The organism is Vicinamibacterales bacterium, from assembly GCA_035699745.1.
GTDB lineage: Bacteria > Acidobacteriota > Vicinamibacteria > Vicinamibacterales > 2-12-FULL-66-21 > JAICSD01.
Map to the genome: position 1 here is coordinate 131,429 of DASSPH010000010.1, position 18,016 is coordinate 149,444.

At 68.8% G+C, this 18,016-nt stretch carries 17 protein-coding genes and 1 tRNA gene; 11 read left to right on the forward strand and 7 right to left on the reverse strand.

All coding sequences use genetic code 11. From position 1 onward, the window contains the following. The first annotated feature begins 1 nt into the window (after position 1). A complete protein-coding gene (locus VFK57_01490) occupies positions 2 to 1,435 on the forward strand; it encodes a patatin-like phospholipase family protein (protein ID HET7694353.1) in 1,434 nt (477 codons plus the stop codon). An 81-nt stretch (positions 1,436 to 1,516) separates the two neighbouring features. Continuing rightward, positions 1,517 to 2,683 (forward strand): aminotransferase class I/II-fold pyridoxal phosphate-dependent enzyme, encoded by a 1,167-nt coding sequence (locus VFK57_01495; GenBank protein ID HET7694354.1) that lies wholly within the window; start codon positions 1,517 to 1,519, stop codon positions 2,681 to 2,683. Between the two features lie 172 nt (positions 2,684 to 2,855). Here VFK57_01495 and VFK57_01500 read toward each other — a convergent pair whose 3' ends face one another. Next, entirely contained in the window at positions 2,856 to 4,271 is a 1,416-nt protein-coding gene (locus VFK57_01500; GenBank protein ID HET7694355.1) for a DHH family phosphoesterase, read from the reverse strand. A gap of 88 nt (positions 4,272 to 4,359) precedes the next feature. Here VFK57_01500 and VFK57_01505 point away from each other — a divergent pair, with 88 nt between their 5' ends. Both VFK57_01505 and VFK57_01510 read left to right on the forward strand, forming a co-directional pair. Beyond that, a complete protein-coding gene (locus VFK57_01505) occupies positions 4,360 to 7,002 on the forward strand; it encodes a hypothetical protein (protein HET7694356.1) in 2,643 nt (880 codons plus the stop codon). 49 nt (positions 7,003 to 7,051) lie between these two features. Then, on the forward strand, positions 7,052 to 7,960 hold the full coding sequence (locus VFK57_01510) for a VWA domain-containing protein (protein ID HET7694357.1): 909 nt from the start codon (positions 7,052 to 7,054) through the stop codon (positions 7,958 to 7,960). A gap of 39 nt (positions 7,961 to 7,999) precedes the next feature. Here VFK57_01510 and VFK57_01515 read toward each other — a convergent pair whose 3' ends face one another. Then, complete coding sequence (locus VFK57_01515; GenBank protein ID HET7694358.1) at positions 8,000 to 8,194, reverse strand: hypothetical protein; 195 nt, start codon at positions 8,192 to 8,194, stop codon at positions 8,000 to 8,002. A gap of 58 nt (positions 8,195 to 8,252) precedes the next feature. On the opposite strand from VFK57_01515, the gene uvrB reads away from it, so the two are divergent. From uvrB to VFK57_01550, 7 genes are read left to right on the forward strand one after another with little or no spacing between them, the layout of a single operon-like run. Next, on the forward strand, positions 8,253 to 10,268 hold the full coding sequence (uvrB, locus tag VFK57_01520; GenBank protein ID HET7694359.1) for an excinuclease ABC subunit UvrB: 2,016 nt from the start codon (positions 8,253 to 8,255) through the stop codon (positions 10,266 to 10,268). Next, positions 10,269 to 11,045, forward strand: a complete 777-nt coding sequence (locus tag VFK57_01525) for an ABC transporter permease (GenBank protein ID HET7694360.1) — start codon at positions 10,269 to 10,271, stop codon at positions 11,043 to 11,045. A 1-nt stretch (position 11,046) separates the two neighbouring features. Further along, positions 11,047 to 11,901 (forward strand): ATP-binding cassette domain-containing protein, encoded by an 855-nt coding sequence (locus tag VFK57_01530; GenBank protein ID HET7694361.1) that lies wholly within the window; start codon positions 11,047 to 11,049, stop codon positions 11,899 to 11,901. A 58-nt stretch (positions 11,902 to 11,959) separates the two neighbouring features. Further along, positions 11,960 to 13,000 (forward strand): MlaD family protein, encoded by a 1,041-nt coding sequence (locus VFK57_01535; protein HET7694362.1) that lies wholly within the window; start codon positions 11,960 to 11,962, stop codon positions 12,998 to 13,000. A gap of 30 nt (positions 13,001 to 13,030) precedes the next feature. Beyond that, positions 13,031 to 13,324: a YtxH domain-containing protein gene (locus tag VFK57_01540; protein HET7694363.1), complete on the forward strand. Its 294-nt coding sequence runs from the start codon at positions 13,031 to 13,033 to the stop codon at positions 13,322 to 13,324. Further along, positions 13,321 to 13,743, forward strand: a complete 423-nt coding sequence (locus VFK57_01545; GenBank protein HET7694364.1) for a hypothetical protein — start codon at positions 13,321 to 13,323, stop codon at positions 13,741 to 13,743. The genes VFK57_01540 and VFK57_01545 overlap by 4 nt, the downstream gene beginning before the upstream one ends. A gap of 13 nt (positions 13,744 to 13,756) precedes the next feature. After that, entirely contained in the window at positions 13,757 to 14,305 is a 549-nt protein-coding gene (locus VFK57_01550; GenBank protein HET7694365.1) for a hypothetical protein, read from the forward strand. A 34-nt stretch (positions 14,306 to 14,339) separates the two neighbouring features. Here VFK57_01550 and VFK57_01555 read toward each other — a convergent pair. The 5 genes from VFK57_01555 to VFK57_01575 form a co-directional block, all read right to left on the reverse strand. Beyond that, positions 14,340 to 14,414, reverse strand: a tRNA-Val gene (locus VFK57_01555). Between the two features lie 62 nt (positions 14,415 to 14,476). Next, positions 14,477 to 15,319: an NAD-dependent protein deacetylase gene (locus VFK57_01560; protein ID HET7694366.1), complete on the reverse strand. Its 843-nt coding sequence runs from the start codon at positions 15,317 to 15,319 to the stop codon at positions 14,477 to 14,479. A gap of 180 nt (positions 15,320 to 15,499) precedes the next feature. Then, on the reverse strand, positions 15,500 to 15,892 hold the full coding sequence (locus VFK57_01565; GenBank protein ID HET7694367.1) for a response regulator: 393 nt from the start codon (positions 15,890 to 15,892) through the stop codon (positions 15,500 to 15,502). Positions 15,893 to 15,968: 76 nt separating this feature from the next. Next, entirely contained in the window at positions 15,969 to 16,355 is a 387-nt protein-coding gene (locus VFK57_01570) for a response regulator (protein HET7694368.1), read from the reverse strand. Positions 16,356 to 16,414: 59 nt separating this feature from the next. Beyond that, positions 16,415 to 18,016 (reverse strand): sodium:solute symporter (locus tag VFK57_01575; protein HET7694369.1); only part of this gene is annotated, 1,602 nt, incomplete at its 5' end.

The window sequence follows — 18,016 nt, forward strand, 5'->3', positions numbered from 1 at the left end:
GGTGCTCACCACCGACGCCCCGCCCGGCAGCCCCCGCTCGTATTCGACACGTCTCCGCACCGCCGTCGTTCTGACCGGCACCGGTACCGCCGGCGCGTATCACGCCGGCGTGCTGCGCGCGCTCCACGAAGCGGGGGTGCGCATCGATCTCGCCGCCGGCCGCGGCATCGGCGCGCTCGGCGCCATGTTCGCCGCCGTGGACGGCGGACAGCGGCTGTGGGATCGCGAGGGACTGTGGAAGAGCGCGGCGATCGCGCAGGCCTACCGATGGCGTCTGCCGCTGCGCATCGCCGCGTGGGCGATGGCGATCGCGGTGGCGCTCCTCGCGGTGCCGCTCGGGCTCTCCGCGCTCGGCGTCGTCGCCGGCGGGATCGGCGTCGCGCTCTGGCTGATCAACCTGACCGCCGCGTCGAACGCGGTGACGTCGTTCTACGCCCGCACCCTCGACACGCTGTTCGCGCCCACTGCGCTTCCGACGATCATTCCGCGCTTCGTCGTCTTCTGTCTGCTGGTCGCGGTCGGCGCGCTGGCCGCCGGGCTCGCGGTCAGCGCATGGCGGGCGCCGTCGCGGCGGCGCAGCGCGCACGGCGCGCTGTGGCGCCTGTTCGGATCGCCGGTGTCGGCGGGCTTCCTGGTCGACCGGGCGAGCGGCGAGTTGTGGAACCTGATTCGCGGCGCGGCGGCGATCGCCGCGCCGCCGCGCAAGGATCTCGGGCGGCGCTACATGGAGCTGCTGGTGGAGAACCTGGGGCAGCCCGGCTTCCGGGAACTGCTGCTCGTGGCGCACGACATGGACGCCCGCCAGGACGTGCTGTTCGCGCTGCTCGCCGACGGGCACCGGCAGCGGTTCTTCGGCCGCGCCGGCGACGCCGGCACGCGTCAGGCCGAGGCCGTCGATCTCGCCGGCGTGGGACGCGAACATGTCATGGATGCGCTGGCGGCGAACCTCGCCACCCCGGTGGCGACCGATCCGCATCTGCTGCGGTTTCCCACCGAGGGCGCATGGCGGGGAGAGACGCACCGGTTGTGCGATCGTCCCGGCTCGCTCGAACGCCTCCTCGAGGAGGTCGCGGTGGCCGGCGTCGAGCAGGTCCTGGTACTGTCGGCATCACCGCCTCCAGGGAAGCCGCACGAGCTCAGCTCCGCGCGCGGCGATTTCCGGGGACGCGCCGCCGAGCAGCTGGCGTCGTTCGAAGCCGCCGACCTGCGGGACGCGCTCGAGCGCTCGGCCTCGAGGTTCGCCGGACTCTACGTCGTACGGCCGGCGCACAATCCGGTGGGGCCGCTCGACTTCGGCGGCGTCTACGACGAGCGGTCGGATCGCTATTACAGCCTCGGTGAGCTGGTCGACCGCGGCTACGAGGATGCCTACCATCAGTTCATCGAGCCGGTGGTCGCCGCCAGCGGGGAACGGATTGTGACGGTCCAATCCTGATTGGCGATTGGCGATTGGCGATTGGCGATCGACGATTGACGAGTGGCGAGTGCCGATCGACGGATTGAAGATTGTTGATTTATGCGACCAGCGACAACGATCGTGCAGGGGAGCCAGGGCAAGGACGCCCACGCCAGTCCGCTCACCACTCCCATCTACGAGACGACGACGTTCATCTTCGAGAACGCGGCGGAGGTGCGCGCGTACAACGAGGGACGGTCGGAGAAGTTCCTCTACTCGCGCTACGGCAACCCGACGGTCGTTGCGGTGGAGAAGACCATCGCCGCCCTCGAAGGCGCCGGGACCGCGATGCTGCTCTCGAGCGGCCAGGCCGCGACGTCCACCGCGCTGGTGGGGCTGCTCGAGGCCGGCGATGAAGTCGTCTGCAGCGCCGCGATCTACGGCGGGACGCTGCACCTGCTCGCCGATCTGCTCTCGCGCTTCGGCATCCAGGCGCGCTTCGTGACCACCGATGAACTGGCGACCCCCGAACGCGTCATCAGCGAACGGACCCGGGTCCTGTGGTTCGAGTCGCCGATCAACCCGACGCTGCGCTGCGTGGACGTCGCGGCGATCGCCGCTGCCTGCCGCAGGCGCGGCGTCGTGTCGATCATCGACAACACGTTCGCGAGTCCGCTCAATCAGCGGCCGATCGCGCTGGGCGTCGACATCGTGATGCACAGCGTGACGAAGTACCTGAACGGGCACAGCGACGTGACGGCCGGCGCGCTGGCGGGGCCGGCGGACCTGCTCGCGCCGATCGACAAGGCCCGCCGGATGCTCGGCGGCATCGCGGATCCGCAGGCGGCCTACGCCATCGGGCGCGGGCTGAAGACGCTCGACGTCCGCATGACCCGCCACAACGCCAGCGGCCTTGCCGTCGCCCGCTGGCTGGAGAAGGACCCGCGGGTCGCGGCGGTCTACTATCCCGGCCTCGAATCACATCCGGATCACGCGCTGGCGAAGCGGCAGATGTCCGGGTTCGGCGGCATGGTGTGCGTCGACGTGGGCGGCGGACTCGCCGGCGCGGAGCGGTTCTTCGATCGGCTCAAGGTCTTCAGACGCGCCGCCAGCCTGGGCGGCGTCGAAAGCCTCTGCAGCCTTCCGGTGCTCACGTCGCAGTGGGGCCACACCGAGGCGCAGCTCGCCGAAGCGGGCATCACCGCGAGCATGGCGCGCCTGTCGATCGGCCTGGAGGACCCGCAGGATCTGATCGACGATCTCGATCAGGCGCTCGGCGCCAGCTGAAGCGCGCCGTCACGGATCACGCTCCGGCACAAAGATCACAAAGGACACAAAGATCACAAAGATCACAAAGATCACAAAGGACGACAAAGACCTGAAGAAGACGAAATGGGTCTTCTCGAGAACTTCGTGATCTTCAGGGTCTTTGTGGCGGCGCGGTCGTCGTCGACGCGTGTCAGCGCGCAGCGGTGAGTTTCTTCTCGGTGGCGGGCTCGTGCAGGAACTGGTCGGCCAGGTCGGCCAGGCGCTCGGTGATCGCGGCGCCGTCCAGCTCGCCGAACTTCGTCCGGAAGCGGTCCATCGGGACCACCGCCTTCGCCATCGCCCGGTGCCCGCCGGCGGAGCCGATGTCGGCGAACCAGCGCTTGACGAACTCGCCGGCGTTGCGCGAGTAGCCGAGGTTGCGCACGCTCACGATCAACGTCGAGCCGACGACGCCGGCGAGGATCGTCCATTTCACGTCTTCGAGCTGCAGGAAGAAGTCGGCCGTGTAGGGGATGAAGTCCTCGCGCGGCGCTTCGCCGATGAACGCGGTGAACACCTGCTCGCGCAGGATGCCGTGCTGGCTGGCGCGGGTGACGTAGTCGAGGCGCTCGAGCGTGATTTCAGCGCCCTCCATCTTCCGGATGAGCGCCGCGTCGGCCAGCGGGTAGAGGAAGGTGAACGCCTCGAGATCGACGCGGTTGGTGTGGCGCGCGAAGAACAGCGTGTCGGACTTGATCGCGTACAGCATCGCCGTCGCGGTGCGCTCGGAGATGTTGACGTCGACGGCCCGCAGGTGCTCGGTCAGAATCGTCGACGTCGAGCCGTAATCGGCGCGGATGTCCTTGAAGAACGCGGTGTAGCCGGGCTGCTCGGGATGGTGGTCGATGACCAGATCCGCCCGATCCAGCATGCCGCCGAAATAATGCGGCTGCACGTCGACCGTGGCGATGCGATCGAAGGCGCCGAACGACGCCGGCGTCACCGGCTCGACATGGATGTCGAGCATGTTCGCCATCCGCAGGTTCTCGGGCCGCGTGACCCCCTGCACCGCGCCGATGATCGCGGTCGTCTTCGTCCGCCGCAGCAGGTTGCGCAGCGCCAGTCCGCTGGCGAGCGCATCGGGATCCGGGTCGTTGTGCAGCAGAATCAGCACCCGGTCGGCATCCGCGAAGTAGCGCTGGTACTGCTGCACCCGCGCCCGCGTCATCGAACGGCTCAGCTCGGTGACCAGCGTCGGCCGCAGCAGCTCGGCCACGCTGAGGTGCGTGATCTCGCCGTCGCCGTCCATCTTCAGGCCCGCGGCGCGCTTGCCGGTGTGCAGCACGTAGATGAGGGTGCCGCCGGCGTCCCGCAGCGCCTCGAGGATTTTCTTGGTACTTCGCTTGCCGTTGTCTTCGACGATGAAGCAGGTGGTGGGGGTGATGTCGGCTTTCAGGTAGGTATCGACGCGCCTCGGATCGCCGGCCGCGACCTCGATCCCGGCGTCGTGGAGACGCCGCGCGAGGGGCCGGCTTTCGACAAGGAAGTCAACCTCGAAGCTCGGCTGCAATACTTCGTCGAGCGACCGGATGACCAGTTCATCCTGACAAATGGCCAGAACGCGCAACTTAGATCCCGGCAGGGTCGCGGCCCTGCACTACGCCTTCACCCGATTGCGGAGGCACGCCAAACGCCAAGTATACGCCTTCTCGGCGTTGCTTGTCGGGCTGGGCGCCCCCGCGGCCGGGCAGGGGACGCCCAGTGTGCCATGCGCGTCCTGCCAGGTGGCGAGCGTCACGCCCCGGCAGGTGGAGAACTTCCCGCCGCGGCTGGACGGCGCGCGGGTGGTCGTGCGGGTCACCCCCGGGGCGCGCGGGTGGCAGTCCGCGCTCGACGCGCTGCGCTCGCGCGGCGCGCGTCCAGGTCTCCACGTGATCGGCACCCCGGCCGAGGCGGACCCGGTCCTCGCGGCCGATGTCGACCTCTTGATCCTGGAGCCACTCGCCGGAGATCCCGAGCGGCTGGCGTTCGATCTGAAGCGCGCGCTGGCGGACGCCCGCGGACGGCGTTCCGCCGCGGCGCTGATGGTCGCGGCGACGGCGAGTCTTGCCGCGGACCTGCGTCAGCGCGGCGTGGAACCGTACGCGGACGCCTTCGTGCCGCCGGCGGCGCCGATGCTCTCGGCCGACGTGCTCGCGCAGCCCCACGATGGAGCGCTCCGGATCTGGATCCTGCCGGAGGCGGAGGGCACAGCCGCGCGGATCGCGGGGGCGGCGGCGGTGCTGCAGCGCTGGCTGCCGGAAGGGCTCGTGCCCATGCGCGAACGCGCGCTCTCGTGCGGCGGAGCGCCGGTGCCGACGTACCTGAATCCGCGCACGCTGGATCTGCTCGGGGTGACGGCCGGCTGCCTTCCTCCAGCCACCGTCGTGTCTGATGTCTCCGGCGCCGCGATCGAGCGCCTCGATCTCGCGACGGTGTCCGTATTCCTCGTGCACGCCGGGGAGAGCGGCCGCTTCGCCGAGGGCGTCGACGTCGCCGCTCCGCGCGCGCTCACGGTGGAAGAGATCCTGGCGCGGCATCAGGCGGCCGCGGCGCGGCAGACGGCGGAGATCGACAGCGTCATTTCCGAGGGCAGCATGGCGCTGACGTTCGAGGCGCCCGGCTTCGTCGCGCCCGTTACCATCACGTCCGACGCGACCCTGTATCGGGGATCGGGGATCGTCGAGGTCCGCCAGGCGAACATCCGGGTCAATGGGGTCGCGTTCGATGCCCGCGGCGGCGTGCCGAAGCTGCCGATCATCGAACCCGAGCGCGCCGCGGCGCCGCCGCTGACGATCACCCTCACCGACGTCTACCGGTATCGGCTCGACGGCCGCGAGCGGATTCGCGGACGCGACTGTTACGTGGTCTCCTTCGGTCCGGAGTCTGCCGCGCGTGCCGATCGGGGTGCGGCGGCGTCGTACTACCGCGGCCGCGCCTGGATCGACAGCGCGACGTTCGCCCTCGTGCAGGTCTCGGCGGCACAGACCGGGCTTCGCGGCGCGATCGTCGCCTCGGAGCAGACCGACACGTTCGCGCCCGACGCGCAGGGACGCTGGCTGCTCGCGCGCTCCGACGTGCGCCAGACCTACGAAGGCGCCAGCGTGCGCACGCCGATCCACCGCCTGCTCGTCATCGACCGTCACGCCGTGAACGCGCCGGACTTCGCCCGACGGCGCGCCGCCGCGCTCGCGTCCGACGACGTCATGCTGCGCGACACGCCGCAGGGATTCCGCTACATGGCGAAGGCGACCGGCGAGCCGGGGCAGGCGGCGGGCGGGCCGGCCGCGGACGGCCTCCGCGTCGTTGCCGGCCGCGCCACGCGCGTCCGGACGTTCGCGTTCGGCGCGATCGTCGACCCGAACATCTCCCGGCCGCTGCCGTTCGCCGGCGTCAGTTATGTGGACTTCGATCTGTTCGGGACCGGCACGCAGTTCAACGGCTTCTTCGGCGGCACCTATGGCCAGCTGGCGTTCTCGACCCCCTCGCTGCGCGGCACCCGCTGGCAGCTCGCCGGACGCGCCTTCGGCATCGCGTCGTCGTACAACGATCGCGCCTTCGAGAACGGGCGCGAGCAGTATCCGCTGGACATCCGGCAGCGGCCGGCGCAGGCGGCGGTGTGGCTGCTGCGCCCGCTGTCGCCGCGGACCGCCGTGCGGATCGAATACGGGTGGGACTACAACCGCTACGCGCGGCACGAGGTGACGGCTCCCGAGTTCGTGGTGCCGCGCAACCAGAACGCGCACACGATCCGCCTCGGCCTCGACATGCAGCGGGCCGGGTGGCAGGGATCGATCTGGGGCAGCTACTCGCGCCGGATCGGCTGGCGCGCCTGGGGGCTGCCGGCGCAGCGCGCGGCGTTCAGCGCCGACGAGGCGGACTACCAGCGCTACGGCGCCAGCGTGCTGCGATCGCGCGCCTGGTCGCGGCGCCTGACCACGCGCGTCGAAGCCGCGGTGATGGGCGGCAGCGGCCTGGATCGCTTCAGCCGGTATGCGTTTGGCACCTTCGACAACCGCCTGCACGGGTATCCGTCGGCGCTGATCCGCTACGACCGCGGCGGCGTGATCCGGACGGCGGCCGCGATGTCGCTGTTCCGCGTGCTGCGGCTCGACGGCTTCGCCGACAGCGCGGTGGTGCGCGATCCCGGATTCGGGCGCGGCCTCCGCCAGTACCCCGGGCTCGGCGCGGCGCTCGAGGCGCCGGCGCCGTTCGGCACGCTGATCGCGGTCGAGTGGGGCTACGGCCTGCAGGGAATCGACGCCGAAGGGCGGCGCGGCACCCACGTGGTCCGCCTCAGCGGTTACAAGGTGTTCTGACGGGCTGCCGATCGGCGGTATCATCGCGCAGCAGATACCGGGGGCTACCATGAACCGTGCTGGGATCGCTGTCGCTCTCGTCCTGACCAGCGGGCTGACGCCGGCCGCGCAGCAGCCGACGTTCCGTGCGGGCGTGGATCTCATCCACTTCGGCGTCTCGGTGGTCGACAAGCAGGGCAAGCCGATCGCCGGACTCACGCGTGACGACTTCGCGGTCGTCGAAGCGGGGAAGAAGCAGGCGGTGCAGTTCTTCGCCGCCGGGAATCCCGCCGAGGCGCCGCCGCTGCACATCGGCCTGCTGCTCGACACCAGCGGCAGCATGGCGAAGGATCTCGCGGACGCGCGGACGTCCGCGATCAAGTTCGTCAACACGCTCGATCACGCCGCCGACGTCACGCTGGTCGACTTCGACACGGAGGTCCGCGTGGCGCGCTTCGCGCCGGAGAGCTATCCGCGCCTGGTGGAGCGCATCCGGGCGCGAAAGCCGGACGGCTGGACGGCCCTCTATGACGCCATGGGCGTGTACCTGAACGGCGCGCAGCAGCAGGACGGGCAGAAGGTGCTCGTGCTGTATACCGACGGCGGAGACACGCGCAGCGCGATCAGCTTCTCGGAGATGCTCGATCTCTGCAAGGCGTCGGACGTGACGGTCTACGCGATCGGCTACATGGAGCACCAGGGCAGCGCGCGGATGCAGCAGAGGAGCGAACTCGAGCGCGTCGCCAGCCTGACCGGCGGCCAGGCGTACTTCCCGGGTGTGGCCAAGGATCTGGACGGCGTGTTCGAAAAGATCCGCGCCGAGCTGGCCGGCCGCTACACGCTCGGCTACCTCTCCTCCGACCCGCGCACCGACGGCGCCTGGCGCCCGGTGGAGATCAAGCTTCTCCGCCAGGACCTCAAAGGCGCCCGCCTCCGCACGCGGTCCGGGTACTTCGCGCCGTACAAGCAGGGGTCATAACGCGGGGGGCGGGGGACGGGTTCCCGTCACGGGTTCCCGTCACGGGTTCTCCAGGTTCTCCGGGTTCTCCGGGTTCTTCGGGTTCAGGTTCTTCGGGTTCAGGGTTCGAACCCGTAGAACCCGGAGAACCCGGAGAACCCGTCGTAGAACCCCGAACCCGTAGAACCCGAACCCGTAGAACCCGAACCCGTAGAACCCGAAGAACCCGGAGAACCCGGAGAACCCGTTGTGCAACCCGTGGAACCCGAACCACCCGTCCCCCGCCCGAGACCGTGGTACGATCTCGGGTTCAATGGCGTCGAAGTACGACCGCTTCCACCTCGTCACCGATTTCGAGCTGCGCGGGGACCAGGCCCGTGCGATCGACGAGCTCGTCGACGGGTTGCAGCGCGGCGACCCCGCGCAGGTGCTGCTCGGCGTCACCGGCTCGGGCAAGACCTTTTCGATGGCGCAGTGCATCGCCCGCGTCAACCGGCCGACGCTGGTGATGGCGCACAACAAGACGCTCGCCGCCCAGCTCTACCAGGAATTCCGGCGCTTTTTCCCCGACAACGCCGTCGAGTACTTCGTCAGCTACTACGACTATTACCAGCCTGAAGCCTACGTTCCGACCACCGACTCGTACATCGAGAAGGAAGCGACGATCAACGACGAGATCGATCGCATGCGCCTGTCGGCGACCCGCTCGCTGTTCGAACGGCGGGACGTCGTGATCGTCGCCTCGGTGTCGTGCATCTACGGCCTCGGCTCGCCGGAGGCGTACTACGGGATGATGCTGCCGCTCGAGCGCGGGCAGCGCATCGACCGCGAGCAGATCCTGCGCAAGCTGGTCGAAATCCAGTACGAGCGCAACGACCACGATTTCGCCCGCGGCGTCTTCCGCGTGCGCGGCGACATCGTCGAGGTCTATCTCTCCTACGAGGAGAACGCGCTGCGCATCGAGCTGTTCGGCGACGAGGTGGACGAGCTGAGCTCCTTCGATCCGCTGACCGGCAAGACGCTGCGGCGGCACGACAAGGTCGCCATCTACCCGAAGACGCACTTCGTCGCGCCGCGAGAGCGGACGAAGATGGCGGTCGAGAGCATCAAGGCGGAGCTCGAGTGGTACCGGACCAGGCTCGAGTCCGAGGGCAAGGTCCTCGAAGCCCACCGGCTGCACCAGCGCACGATGTTCGATCTCGAGATGATCAAGGAGATCGGCTACTGCCACGGGATCGAGAACTACGCGCGCCACCTCACCGGCCGTCCGCCGGGCGCGCCGCCGCCGACGCTGCTCGACTACCTGCCGCCGGACGCGCTGACCATCGTCGACGAGAGCCATCAGACGGTGCCGCAGATCCGCGGCATGTATCACGGCGATCGCTCGCGCAAGGAAGTCCTGGTGGCCTACGGGTTCCGCCTGCCGTCCGCGCTCGACAACCGGCCGCTCAACTTCGAGGAGTGGGAGACGCGCGTCGGCCAGGTGCTGTTCGTCTCCGCCACCCCCGGCCCCTACGAGCTGAACCGATCCGGCGGCGCGGTCGTCGAACAGATCATCCGGCCGACCGGTCTCGTCGACCCGATCATCGACATCCGCCCGGTCAAGGGGCAGGTCGACGACCTGCTCGCCGAGATCCGCGAACGCGCCGCGCGCGGCGAGCGCGTGCTGGTGACGACGCTGACCAAGCGGATGGCGGAGGACTTGACGCAGTACTACCAGGAGCTCGGCGTCAAGGTGCGCTACCTGCACTCCGACATCGACACGCTCGAGCGGATCGAGATCCTGCGCGACCTGCGGCGCGGCACCTTCGACGTGCTGGTCGGGATCAACCTGCTGCGTGAAGGGCTCGATCTGCCCGAGGTCTCGCTGGTCGCCATTCTCGACGCCGACAAGGAAGGCTTTCTGCGCTCGTCCGGCTCGCTCATCCAGACCGTCGGGCGCGCGGCCCGGAACGTGAATGGGCGCGCCATCATGTATGCGGACCGGATCACCGACTCGATGCGGACGGCGATCGACGAAACCGATCGCCGGCGGCGGATCCAGGAGGCCTACAACCTGGAGCACGGCATCACCCCCGCCTCCATCGTCAAGAGCATCGACGACGTCATGACCAGCGTGTACGAGCGCGACTACGTCACCGTCGGCACCAGCGCCGACGAGGGAGGGCTGTTCAAGACGCAGGCGGAGCTGGATGCGCACGTGCACGCGCTCCAGCAGCAGATGAAGGCGGCGGCGGCGAACCTCGAGTTCGAGAAGGCCGCCACCCTGCGCGATCGCATTCGGCAGCTCAAGACGCGCGAGCTGGGCCTGGTCGGGAGCCGCCGCTAGTTGCCTGCCAAGCGAATCGAGTCCTGGGCGAAGGACGCGACGCTCGAGGTCCAGGAGTACGTCCGCCTGCTCGCCCGCGTGGCGCGGGGGACCTTCTCGCGTCCGATCTACTACCGCGACATCATCGAGCAGTTCGACGCCATCGGCATCGGGTCGCTGACCGTCGTGCTGCTCGCCGGGCTGTTCACCGGGATGGTGCTGGCGCTCAACTCCGGCATGACGCTCGATCAGTTCGGGGCGCGATCGATGATCGGCCGGTTGATCAGCGCCTCGATGGTGAAGGAGCTCGGCCCGGTGCTGAGCGGGCTGATGGTGTCGGGGCGCGTCGGCTCGGGCATCGCGGCGGAGCTCGGATCGATGCAGGTCACCGATCAGATCGCGGCGCTGCGCGCGCTCGGCACCGATCCGGTCCGCAAGCTGGTGGTGCCGCGCGTCCTCGCCGGGGTGCTGATGATGCCGCTGCTCAGCATCCTCGCCACCGGCATCGGCATGGTCGGCGGCTGGGTCGTCACCGTGCTGCAGTTCCACGTCGCCAGCTCGGTCTACTGGAGCAGCGTCGTCCAGGGGCTCTACATCCAGGACGTCTGGATGGGGATCATCAAGCCGATCTTCCTCGGGTTCACCATCGTGACGATCGGCTGCCACGTCGGCATGCGGACGACGGGCGGCACGCAGGGCGTCGGCAGCTCGACCAAGCTCGCCGTCGTCGCCAGCTCGGTCGCGGTGATCGCGGTCGACTTCATGGTCACCAAGGTCCTGATCGTGCTGATCTACTGAGATGGCGCCGCTCGATACCTCCCGTTCGGCGCTGCTCGACGAAGCGCTGGCGTTCGGCGGGCCGATCGTCGTGTTCGATCAGGTGAATCTGGCGTTCGACGAGAAGGTGATCCTGCGCGGCGTGAGCTTCACGCTGCAGACCGGCCACACCAAGATCTTCCTCGGCGCGAGCGGCGCGGGGAAGTCGACGATCCTGCGGCTGGCGCTCGGACTGCTGCGGCCGGACACCGGCCGCATCTTCGTCAACGGCGAGCAGATCGACGGCATGTCGGAGGACGCGCTGATGCGCGTGCGCGCCGATCTCGGCATGGTGTTCCAGGAGGGGGCGCTGTTCGATTCGCTGACCGTCCGCGAGAACGTCGGCTACAAGCTCTTCGAGGAGCTGCAGTGGCCGATCGACAAGGCCAACGCGCGGGTCGAGGAGGTGCTCGGCTTCGTCGGCCTGGGGGAGTTCATCGATCGCATGCCGTCCGAGCTGTCGGGCGGCCAGCGGCGCCGCGTCGCGATCGCGCGCGCGATGGCGGCCAAGCCACGCATCCTGCTCTACGACGAGCCGACGACCGGGCTCGACCCGATCACGTCGCTGAGCGTCGACGAGGAGATCATCAAGCTTCGCGATCTCGAGGGGGTCAGCTCGGTGCTGGTGACGCATCAGCTGCGCGATGCGTTCTTCGTCGCCGAGCACGCGGCGACGCGCGAGGGCAGCGAGGTGTCGTTCGCCAAGGCCGACGACGACAAGGCGCAGCAGGCCGAGTTCATCATGCTGAAGGACGGCCGCATCCATTTCGAGGGGAACGCCGGCGAGCTGCGCGCGCTCGCCCGGCATGACGAGTACGTGCAGTCGTTTCTGTCGTGACCGCTGCCGATGACCGAGAACCGATACACTCCAACCGGACACAAGCAAGGACTCAGCAATGCCTAGGACTCGATCGCTCGCCTGGTCGGAACTGAAAATCGGCGTCATGGCCGTGATTGCGCTGGCGCTCACCGCCGTGCTGGTGGTCGCCGTCGGCGGGGCGAGCGGATTCGCGTGGGAGCGCTACGACCTCAAGACCAGCTTCCCCAACGTGCAGGGGCTGAAGAGCGGCGCCATCGTCCGCGTGGCCGGCGTCGAGGTCGGCAAGGTGACGAAGGTGGAACTGTCGGGCACGGGGGTCGACGTCCATCTGTCGATCAAGAAGGAGAACCAGTCGCGGGTCACCACCGATTCGTTCGCGTCGATCGGGTCGATGAGCCTGCTGGGCGAGCCGCTGATCGACGTGTCGCCGGCCTCCACCGGAACGCCGCTGAAGGACGGCGACGTCATCAAGTCGCGGCGCCCGGCGGCGCAGCTCGCCGACGTCGCCGAGACCGCGAACCAGGGGATCGAGCACGCGACGGCGCTGCTGAAGGACATTCGCGACGGGCGGGGCTCGGTCGGCAAGCTGTTCACGGACGAGGAGCTCTATCGCGAGCTGAACGCCTTCGTCGCGTCCGCCAACGCGGTGGCGTCGTCGATCAACCGCGGCCAGGGTACGCTGGGCAAGTTCACGCGCGACTCCCGGGTCTACGACGAACTGCAGGGCTCGCTGAACAACCTGCAGGACATGACCCGCCGGATCAACGCCGGCGAGGGCAGCCTGGGCGCCTTCCTCAAGGACGATCGGCTGGCGAAGTCGCTGACCGCGACGAGCGGCAACTTCGAGCAGGTCAGCGCGCGGCTGACGCGGAACGACAACACCGCCGGGAAGCTGCTGACGGAAAAGGAGCTGTACGATCGGTTGAACAGCACGATCGCGCGCCTCGACGACCTGACCCGCAACCTGAATTCGGGCCAGGGGACGGCCGGCCAGCTGCTGCACAACAAAGAGATGTATGACAATATGAACTCAGCCGCGAAGGAGCTGAAAGAGCTGATCGCGGCGATCAAACAGGATCCCAAGAAGTACCTCAACGTGCGGGTCAGCATCTTCTGAAGAGCGGACAGCGGCAGACAGAGGAGACATATGGCGCGAGATGACAGCGGAGCCGGCACCGTCGTCGTGGCGTTCGTGCTCGGCGCGATCACTGGAGCGGCGGTGGCGCTGCTGATGGCGCCGGCGACCGGCGAAGAGACGCGGCGGCTGCTGGCCGACAAGGCCCGCGAGGGGCGCGAGCGCGCGGGTGAAGCGGCGCGCCAGGGGCGCGACATGTGGCACCGGCAGCGCGAGAACCTGAACCAGGCGTTCGAGCGCGGGCGCGAGGCCTACGAGCAGGCGCGCGGCGGATCGCCGATCGCTCCGCCGGGGGAGGGCGTGTGAACGAGTGGAGCCAGGCATTTCTCGGCGTCATCGCCGTGTCGACGGCGCTGATGGCCGTGATGCAGATCGGCGCCCTCGTCGTGCTCGCCAGGGTCGCACTCCAGGTCCGTGAGATCGTCGCGACGTTGCAGAAGGACATCCGGCCGCTGATCGGACGCGCGAATCAGATTGCCGACGAGGCCTCGAAGACGGCGGCCCTCGCCTCCGCGCAGGCGCAGAAGATCGACCGGCTGGTGACCGACCTGACCCGCCGCGTGGACGAGACGTCCGCGATCGTGCAGCAGGCGATCATCACGCCGGTGCGCGAAGGCATGGCGATCGCGGCGGCGCTGAAGGCCGGCCTCGGCGCGCTCCGGCAGATGCGGGACAGCCGGCGGCCGGCCGGGGTCGAAGAAGAAGACGCGTTGTTCATCGGCTAGCGTGGGAGGGCGCATGAAGACGGGACTCGCCTTCGTTCTACTCGCCACGATGATGGTCGCGCCGGCCGCGGCGCGCGCGCAGGACACCCGGTCGGTCGACCTGGCGAAGCAGCTCACCGGCCTGCTCGACCAGAAGAAGCTGGACGCGATTGCGGTCGCCGACGCGCAGAATCCCGGGTCCTACATCGCGGCGCTGTACTTCCCGGGCACGCAGCTGCTCGTGGTCTCGGCGAAGTATTCGGCCCCGCAGCTCCTGACCGAGCTCCTGGCGCGCAAGGACTATCGCGCGGTCTACGCCGAACTGTCGTCCGCCTCGGTGCCCGGATCGAAAGTCCTGATCAACGACGTCTACGCCAACGGGCTGGTGATCCGGCCGTCGGGGTCGAATCCGCCGGACAGCCTGGAGAGCGCGGCGTCGAACACGACCTTCGACGGCGCCTGGAAGAAGGCGAAGCTCACGGAAGCGGACTACGTGAAGGCGTTCGGCGCCGCAGACGCGGCCTACACCCGGGCCCTGCAGGCGCTGATCGCCCAGGTGAAGACGCTCGGCACCGCCGAGTAATCGCGCGCCTGCGGGGGGAATCGCGTCGGGGAATTGGTGGGCGCTAGTGGATTCGAACCACTGACCCCCGCCGTGTGAAGGCGATGCTCTACCGCTGAGCCAAGCGCCCAATTCCTGGAAGAGACAGACAGTCTAGCGTACGCCCGCGGCCGCGCGCAAAGACGCGATCGCTCACGCGCGGCACGCCGACAGCACCCTGGTCAGAACGCCGCCGACGTCCCCCTCCACCTTCACCGCGGCCATGGCATCGGCGCGCGTGACGCCGCGGTTCACGATCGCGATCGGCACGCCTGCCGCCTGCGCCTGGAGCACGAAGCGGTACCCCGAATACACCATCAGCGACGATCCGGCGACGAGGAGCGCGTTGCAGCGTGCCAGCGCGTCGCGCGCGGCGGCATAGCGTGCGGCAGGAACGTTCTCGCCGAAGAACACCACGTCCGGCTTCAGCAGGCCGCCGCACCGGCCGCAGTGCGGCGCGGCGAAGGCCTCGACGGATGCGGCGTCGATGTCGGCATCGCCGTCCGGCGCGGTCGCCGGGGCGGCATGCCATCCGGCGTTCGCCGCCGTCATCGTCTCCTGCAGCTCCGCCCTCGAGGTGCGGGCACCGCATCCAAGACACAGAACCTCGTCGAGCCTGTCGTGGAGATCGACGACCGCGCGGCTGCCGGCGCGCTGATGGAGCCGGTCGACGTTCTGCGTGACCAGGTGCGCCAGCGTTCCTGCCGCTTCCCAGGCCGCGAACGCATGGTGCGCGGCGCCCGGGGCAGCGGCGGTGAAGCGCGGCCAGCCGGCGTAGGCCCGCGCCCAGTACCGGCGGTAGACGGCGGGCCGGGTGCGGAACGCCTGGATCATGACCGGCGGACGCCGTTTCCAGGCGCCGTGCTCGTCGCGGTAGTCGGGAATGCCCGAGGCCGTGCTGCAGCCGGCGCCGGTGAGCGCGAACACCCGGCGATGGCGCGAGATCCACTGGCGCAGCGGCTCATCAGGGCTGGCCGACACACGGGCATCGTACATCGGGTGATCGGGTGATCGGGTGATCGGGCGATCGGGAGCGGTGCCGAAGGGCCGACGGCTCGCGGTGTCGGGAGGAGAGCGGTTCCGCACGAACCGCCGGATCCATACGCGAGCGCGTCGGCACGCTATAGGACCCCGATTCGCGGGTTTTGTTTCAGTCCCGGCGCGGCGGGACGAATTTCATGGGATGAACTGCGTCTCGAGCAGCAGCGCCTGGATCGTGGCGACCAGCGCCGAGTAGTTCAAGGGCTTCCGGATCAGCTTCAGAGGCTTGTACGCGCGCAGGTCGAACTCGGTCGTCGCGGTCGCGGTGGTGACCAGCACCGGAACCCGGCGCCCGTTCGCGTGCTCGCGCAGCGTCGCCAGGACCTCGACGCCGTTGACCCACGGCAGCATCAGGTCGAGCACGATCACGTGCGGCATGCCGTGCCGGTCGATCATCCGCAGCGCTTCGGCGCCATGGGACGCGGTCCGCACATCGAATCCGGCGTGAGTGAGCAGGTTCTCGACGGCACTGCGGGTGTCGTCGTGGTCTTCGACTACGAGGACCGAGGTCGCGAGCGGGACCGTCACCGCCGGTCACTATCCCGCACAACGGGCGTGAAGTCCATCCTCAATCGTGGATGAGCTTATGCGGAAAAACAGATTCTCAGTGCACGCGCGGCGTGAGCAGGCGATCCGTGAGCGCGAGCAGCCCGTCCATGTCGAGCGGCTTGTGGTGCACCGGTACGCCGAGCGCGTCGGCGGCGGCCTGCACCGGCTGTGGAATGGCGATGTGCCCGGTGACGATCGCCACCGGGATGCGGCGCCGCACGGGATCGGCGCCCAGCTGCAGCAGGAAGCCGAGTCCGCCCATGCCCGGCATCGCCAGATCGAGCAGCACGGCATCCGGTCGCAGCCCCTGGTTCATCAGCTTCAGCGCGTCCTCGGCGGTGGTGGCGGCAATCGGCGTGTAGCCGCCAAGCTCCAGCGCCTTCGCGAAGAACGAGCGGACCCCCTCCTCGTCCTCGATGATCAGAATCGTCTGCGGACGCATCGACGGATTCACGGCCCGTCTATCGGCCGGCAGGGGACGCTCCTACAGGGGCGGGTGTATCAGATCCGTTCGGGCGCCCGGCGGCTGACCGCGCGGTCGATCTCGCTGACCACCAGGCCGACGACGACGACGCCGACCGCCCCGACGACGTTGTGCCAGAGAAAGGCGACCTTGGTCATCGCGGCCACCCAGGCGACCGAGCCCATCCCCGCGAGCAGGCCGACGAACGCGCCGGTGCCGGTGGCCCGCGGGAATGCGACCGCGAGGATGAACACCCCGAGAATCGAGCCGTAGAAGAACGATCCGAAGCGGTTGACCACCTCGATCAGGGAGCCCAGCTCCGCGGCCCACACCGCGACGCCGCACGCGATCAACCCCCAGATGCCGGTCGCCGCTTTCGACACGCGGAGGTAATGGGCATCGGAGGCCTCGGCCCTGTACCAGCGCTTGTAGAAGTCGATGACCGTGGCGGTGGACAGCGAGTTCAGCTCGCCGGCGATCGTGTCGGTGGCGGCCATCAGGATGGCGACGATCAACATGCCGATCAACCCGACCGGCAGATGGGTGAGGATGAAGGTCGGAATGATGTAGTTGACGTCGGTGAACGTCCGATCGCCGGTGTTGTCGCGCACCATCGTCAAGGCGCGCGTCCGGATGGCGTTCACCGAGCCGTTCGTCTCGACGAACGCGTCACGCGCCGCCGCAAGGCGCGCCTCGTCTCCGCCGTCCCGCGCGGCGGCCAGCGCCTCGCCGGCGCTTCTCCGCGCCGTGAGCGCGCCGGTGAACTCTCCCTCGAGCGCGGCGTACTGCGCCGCCGCCGGCCCTTCCTTGAGCCGCTTCTCCTGGGCGGCGCTGAACAGCAGCGGCGGCGTGTGAAACACGTAGAACACGAAGACCATGATCCCGAGCAGCAGCACGAGCACCTGCAGCGGGATCTTCCAGTACGCGCTCATCAGCAGCGAGCGCTTCGCCTCCCCCTCGGAGCGCGCCGTGAGATAGCGCTGCACCTGGCTCTGGTCGGTGCCGAAGTACGAGCAGAAGAGGAACAGCGCCGCGATCGTGCCGGACCAGACGGTGTACTGATTGGTGAGATCCCACGAGAACTCGAAGCTGCGGAGACGCCCGGTCGCGGCGGCGATCCCGAGACCGTCGGTCAGGCTGATGCCGGCCGGGAGCCCGATCACCGCGGCGGCGATCATGGCGATCAGGCCGATGACGATCAGCGTCATGATCTTCACGTCGGTCCACGTCACCGCCTGCACGCCGCCGAACATCGTGTAGACGACGGCCGGCATCGTGATGAGCAGCGCCGTCGCGGTGAGATCCCATCCGAGTACCAGCGACAGCACCACCGCGGGCGCCGACACCACCGCGCCGACCGACATGCCCCGCGAGACGAGGAACAGCAGGCTGGTGAAGCTGCGCGTCTTCGGGTCGAAGCGGCGCTCGAGGTACTCGTAGGCGGTGTAGACGCCCGAGCGGTAGAAGAACGGCACCAGCGTGACCGACAGGATGATCATCGCGATCGGCAGGCCGTAATAGAACTGGATGAACCGCATGCCGTCGTTGTAGCCCTGGCCGGTCGTGCCGATCATGGTGATCGCGCTCAACTGCGTGGCCATCACCGACAGGCCGGCGGCCCACCACGGAATCGATCGGTT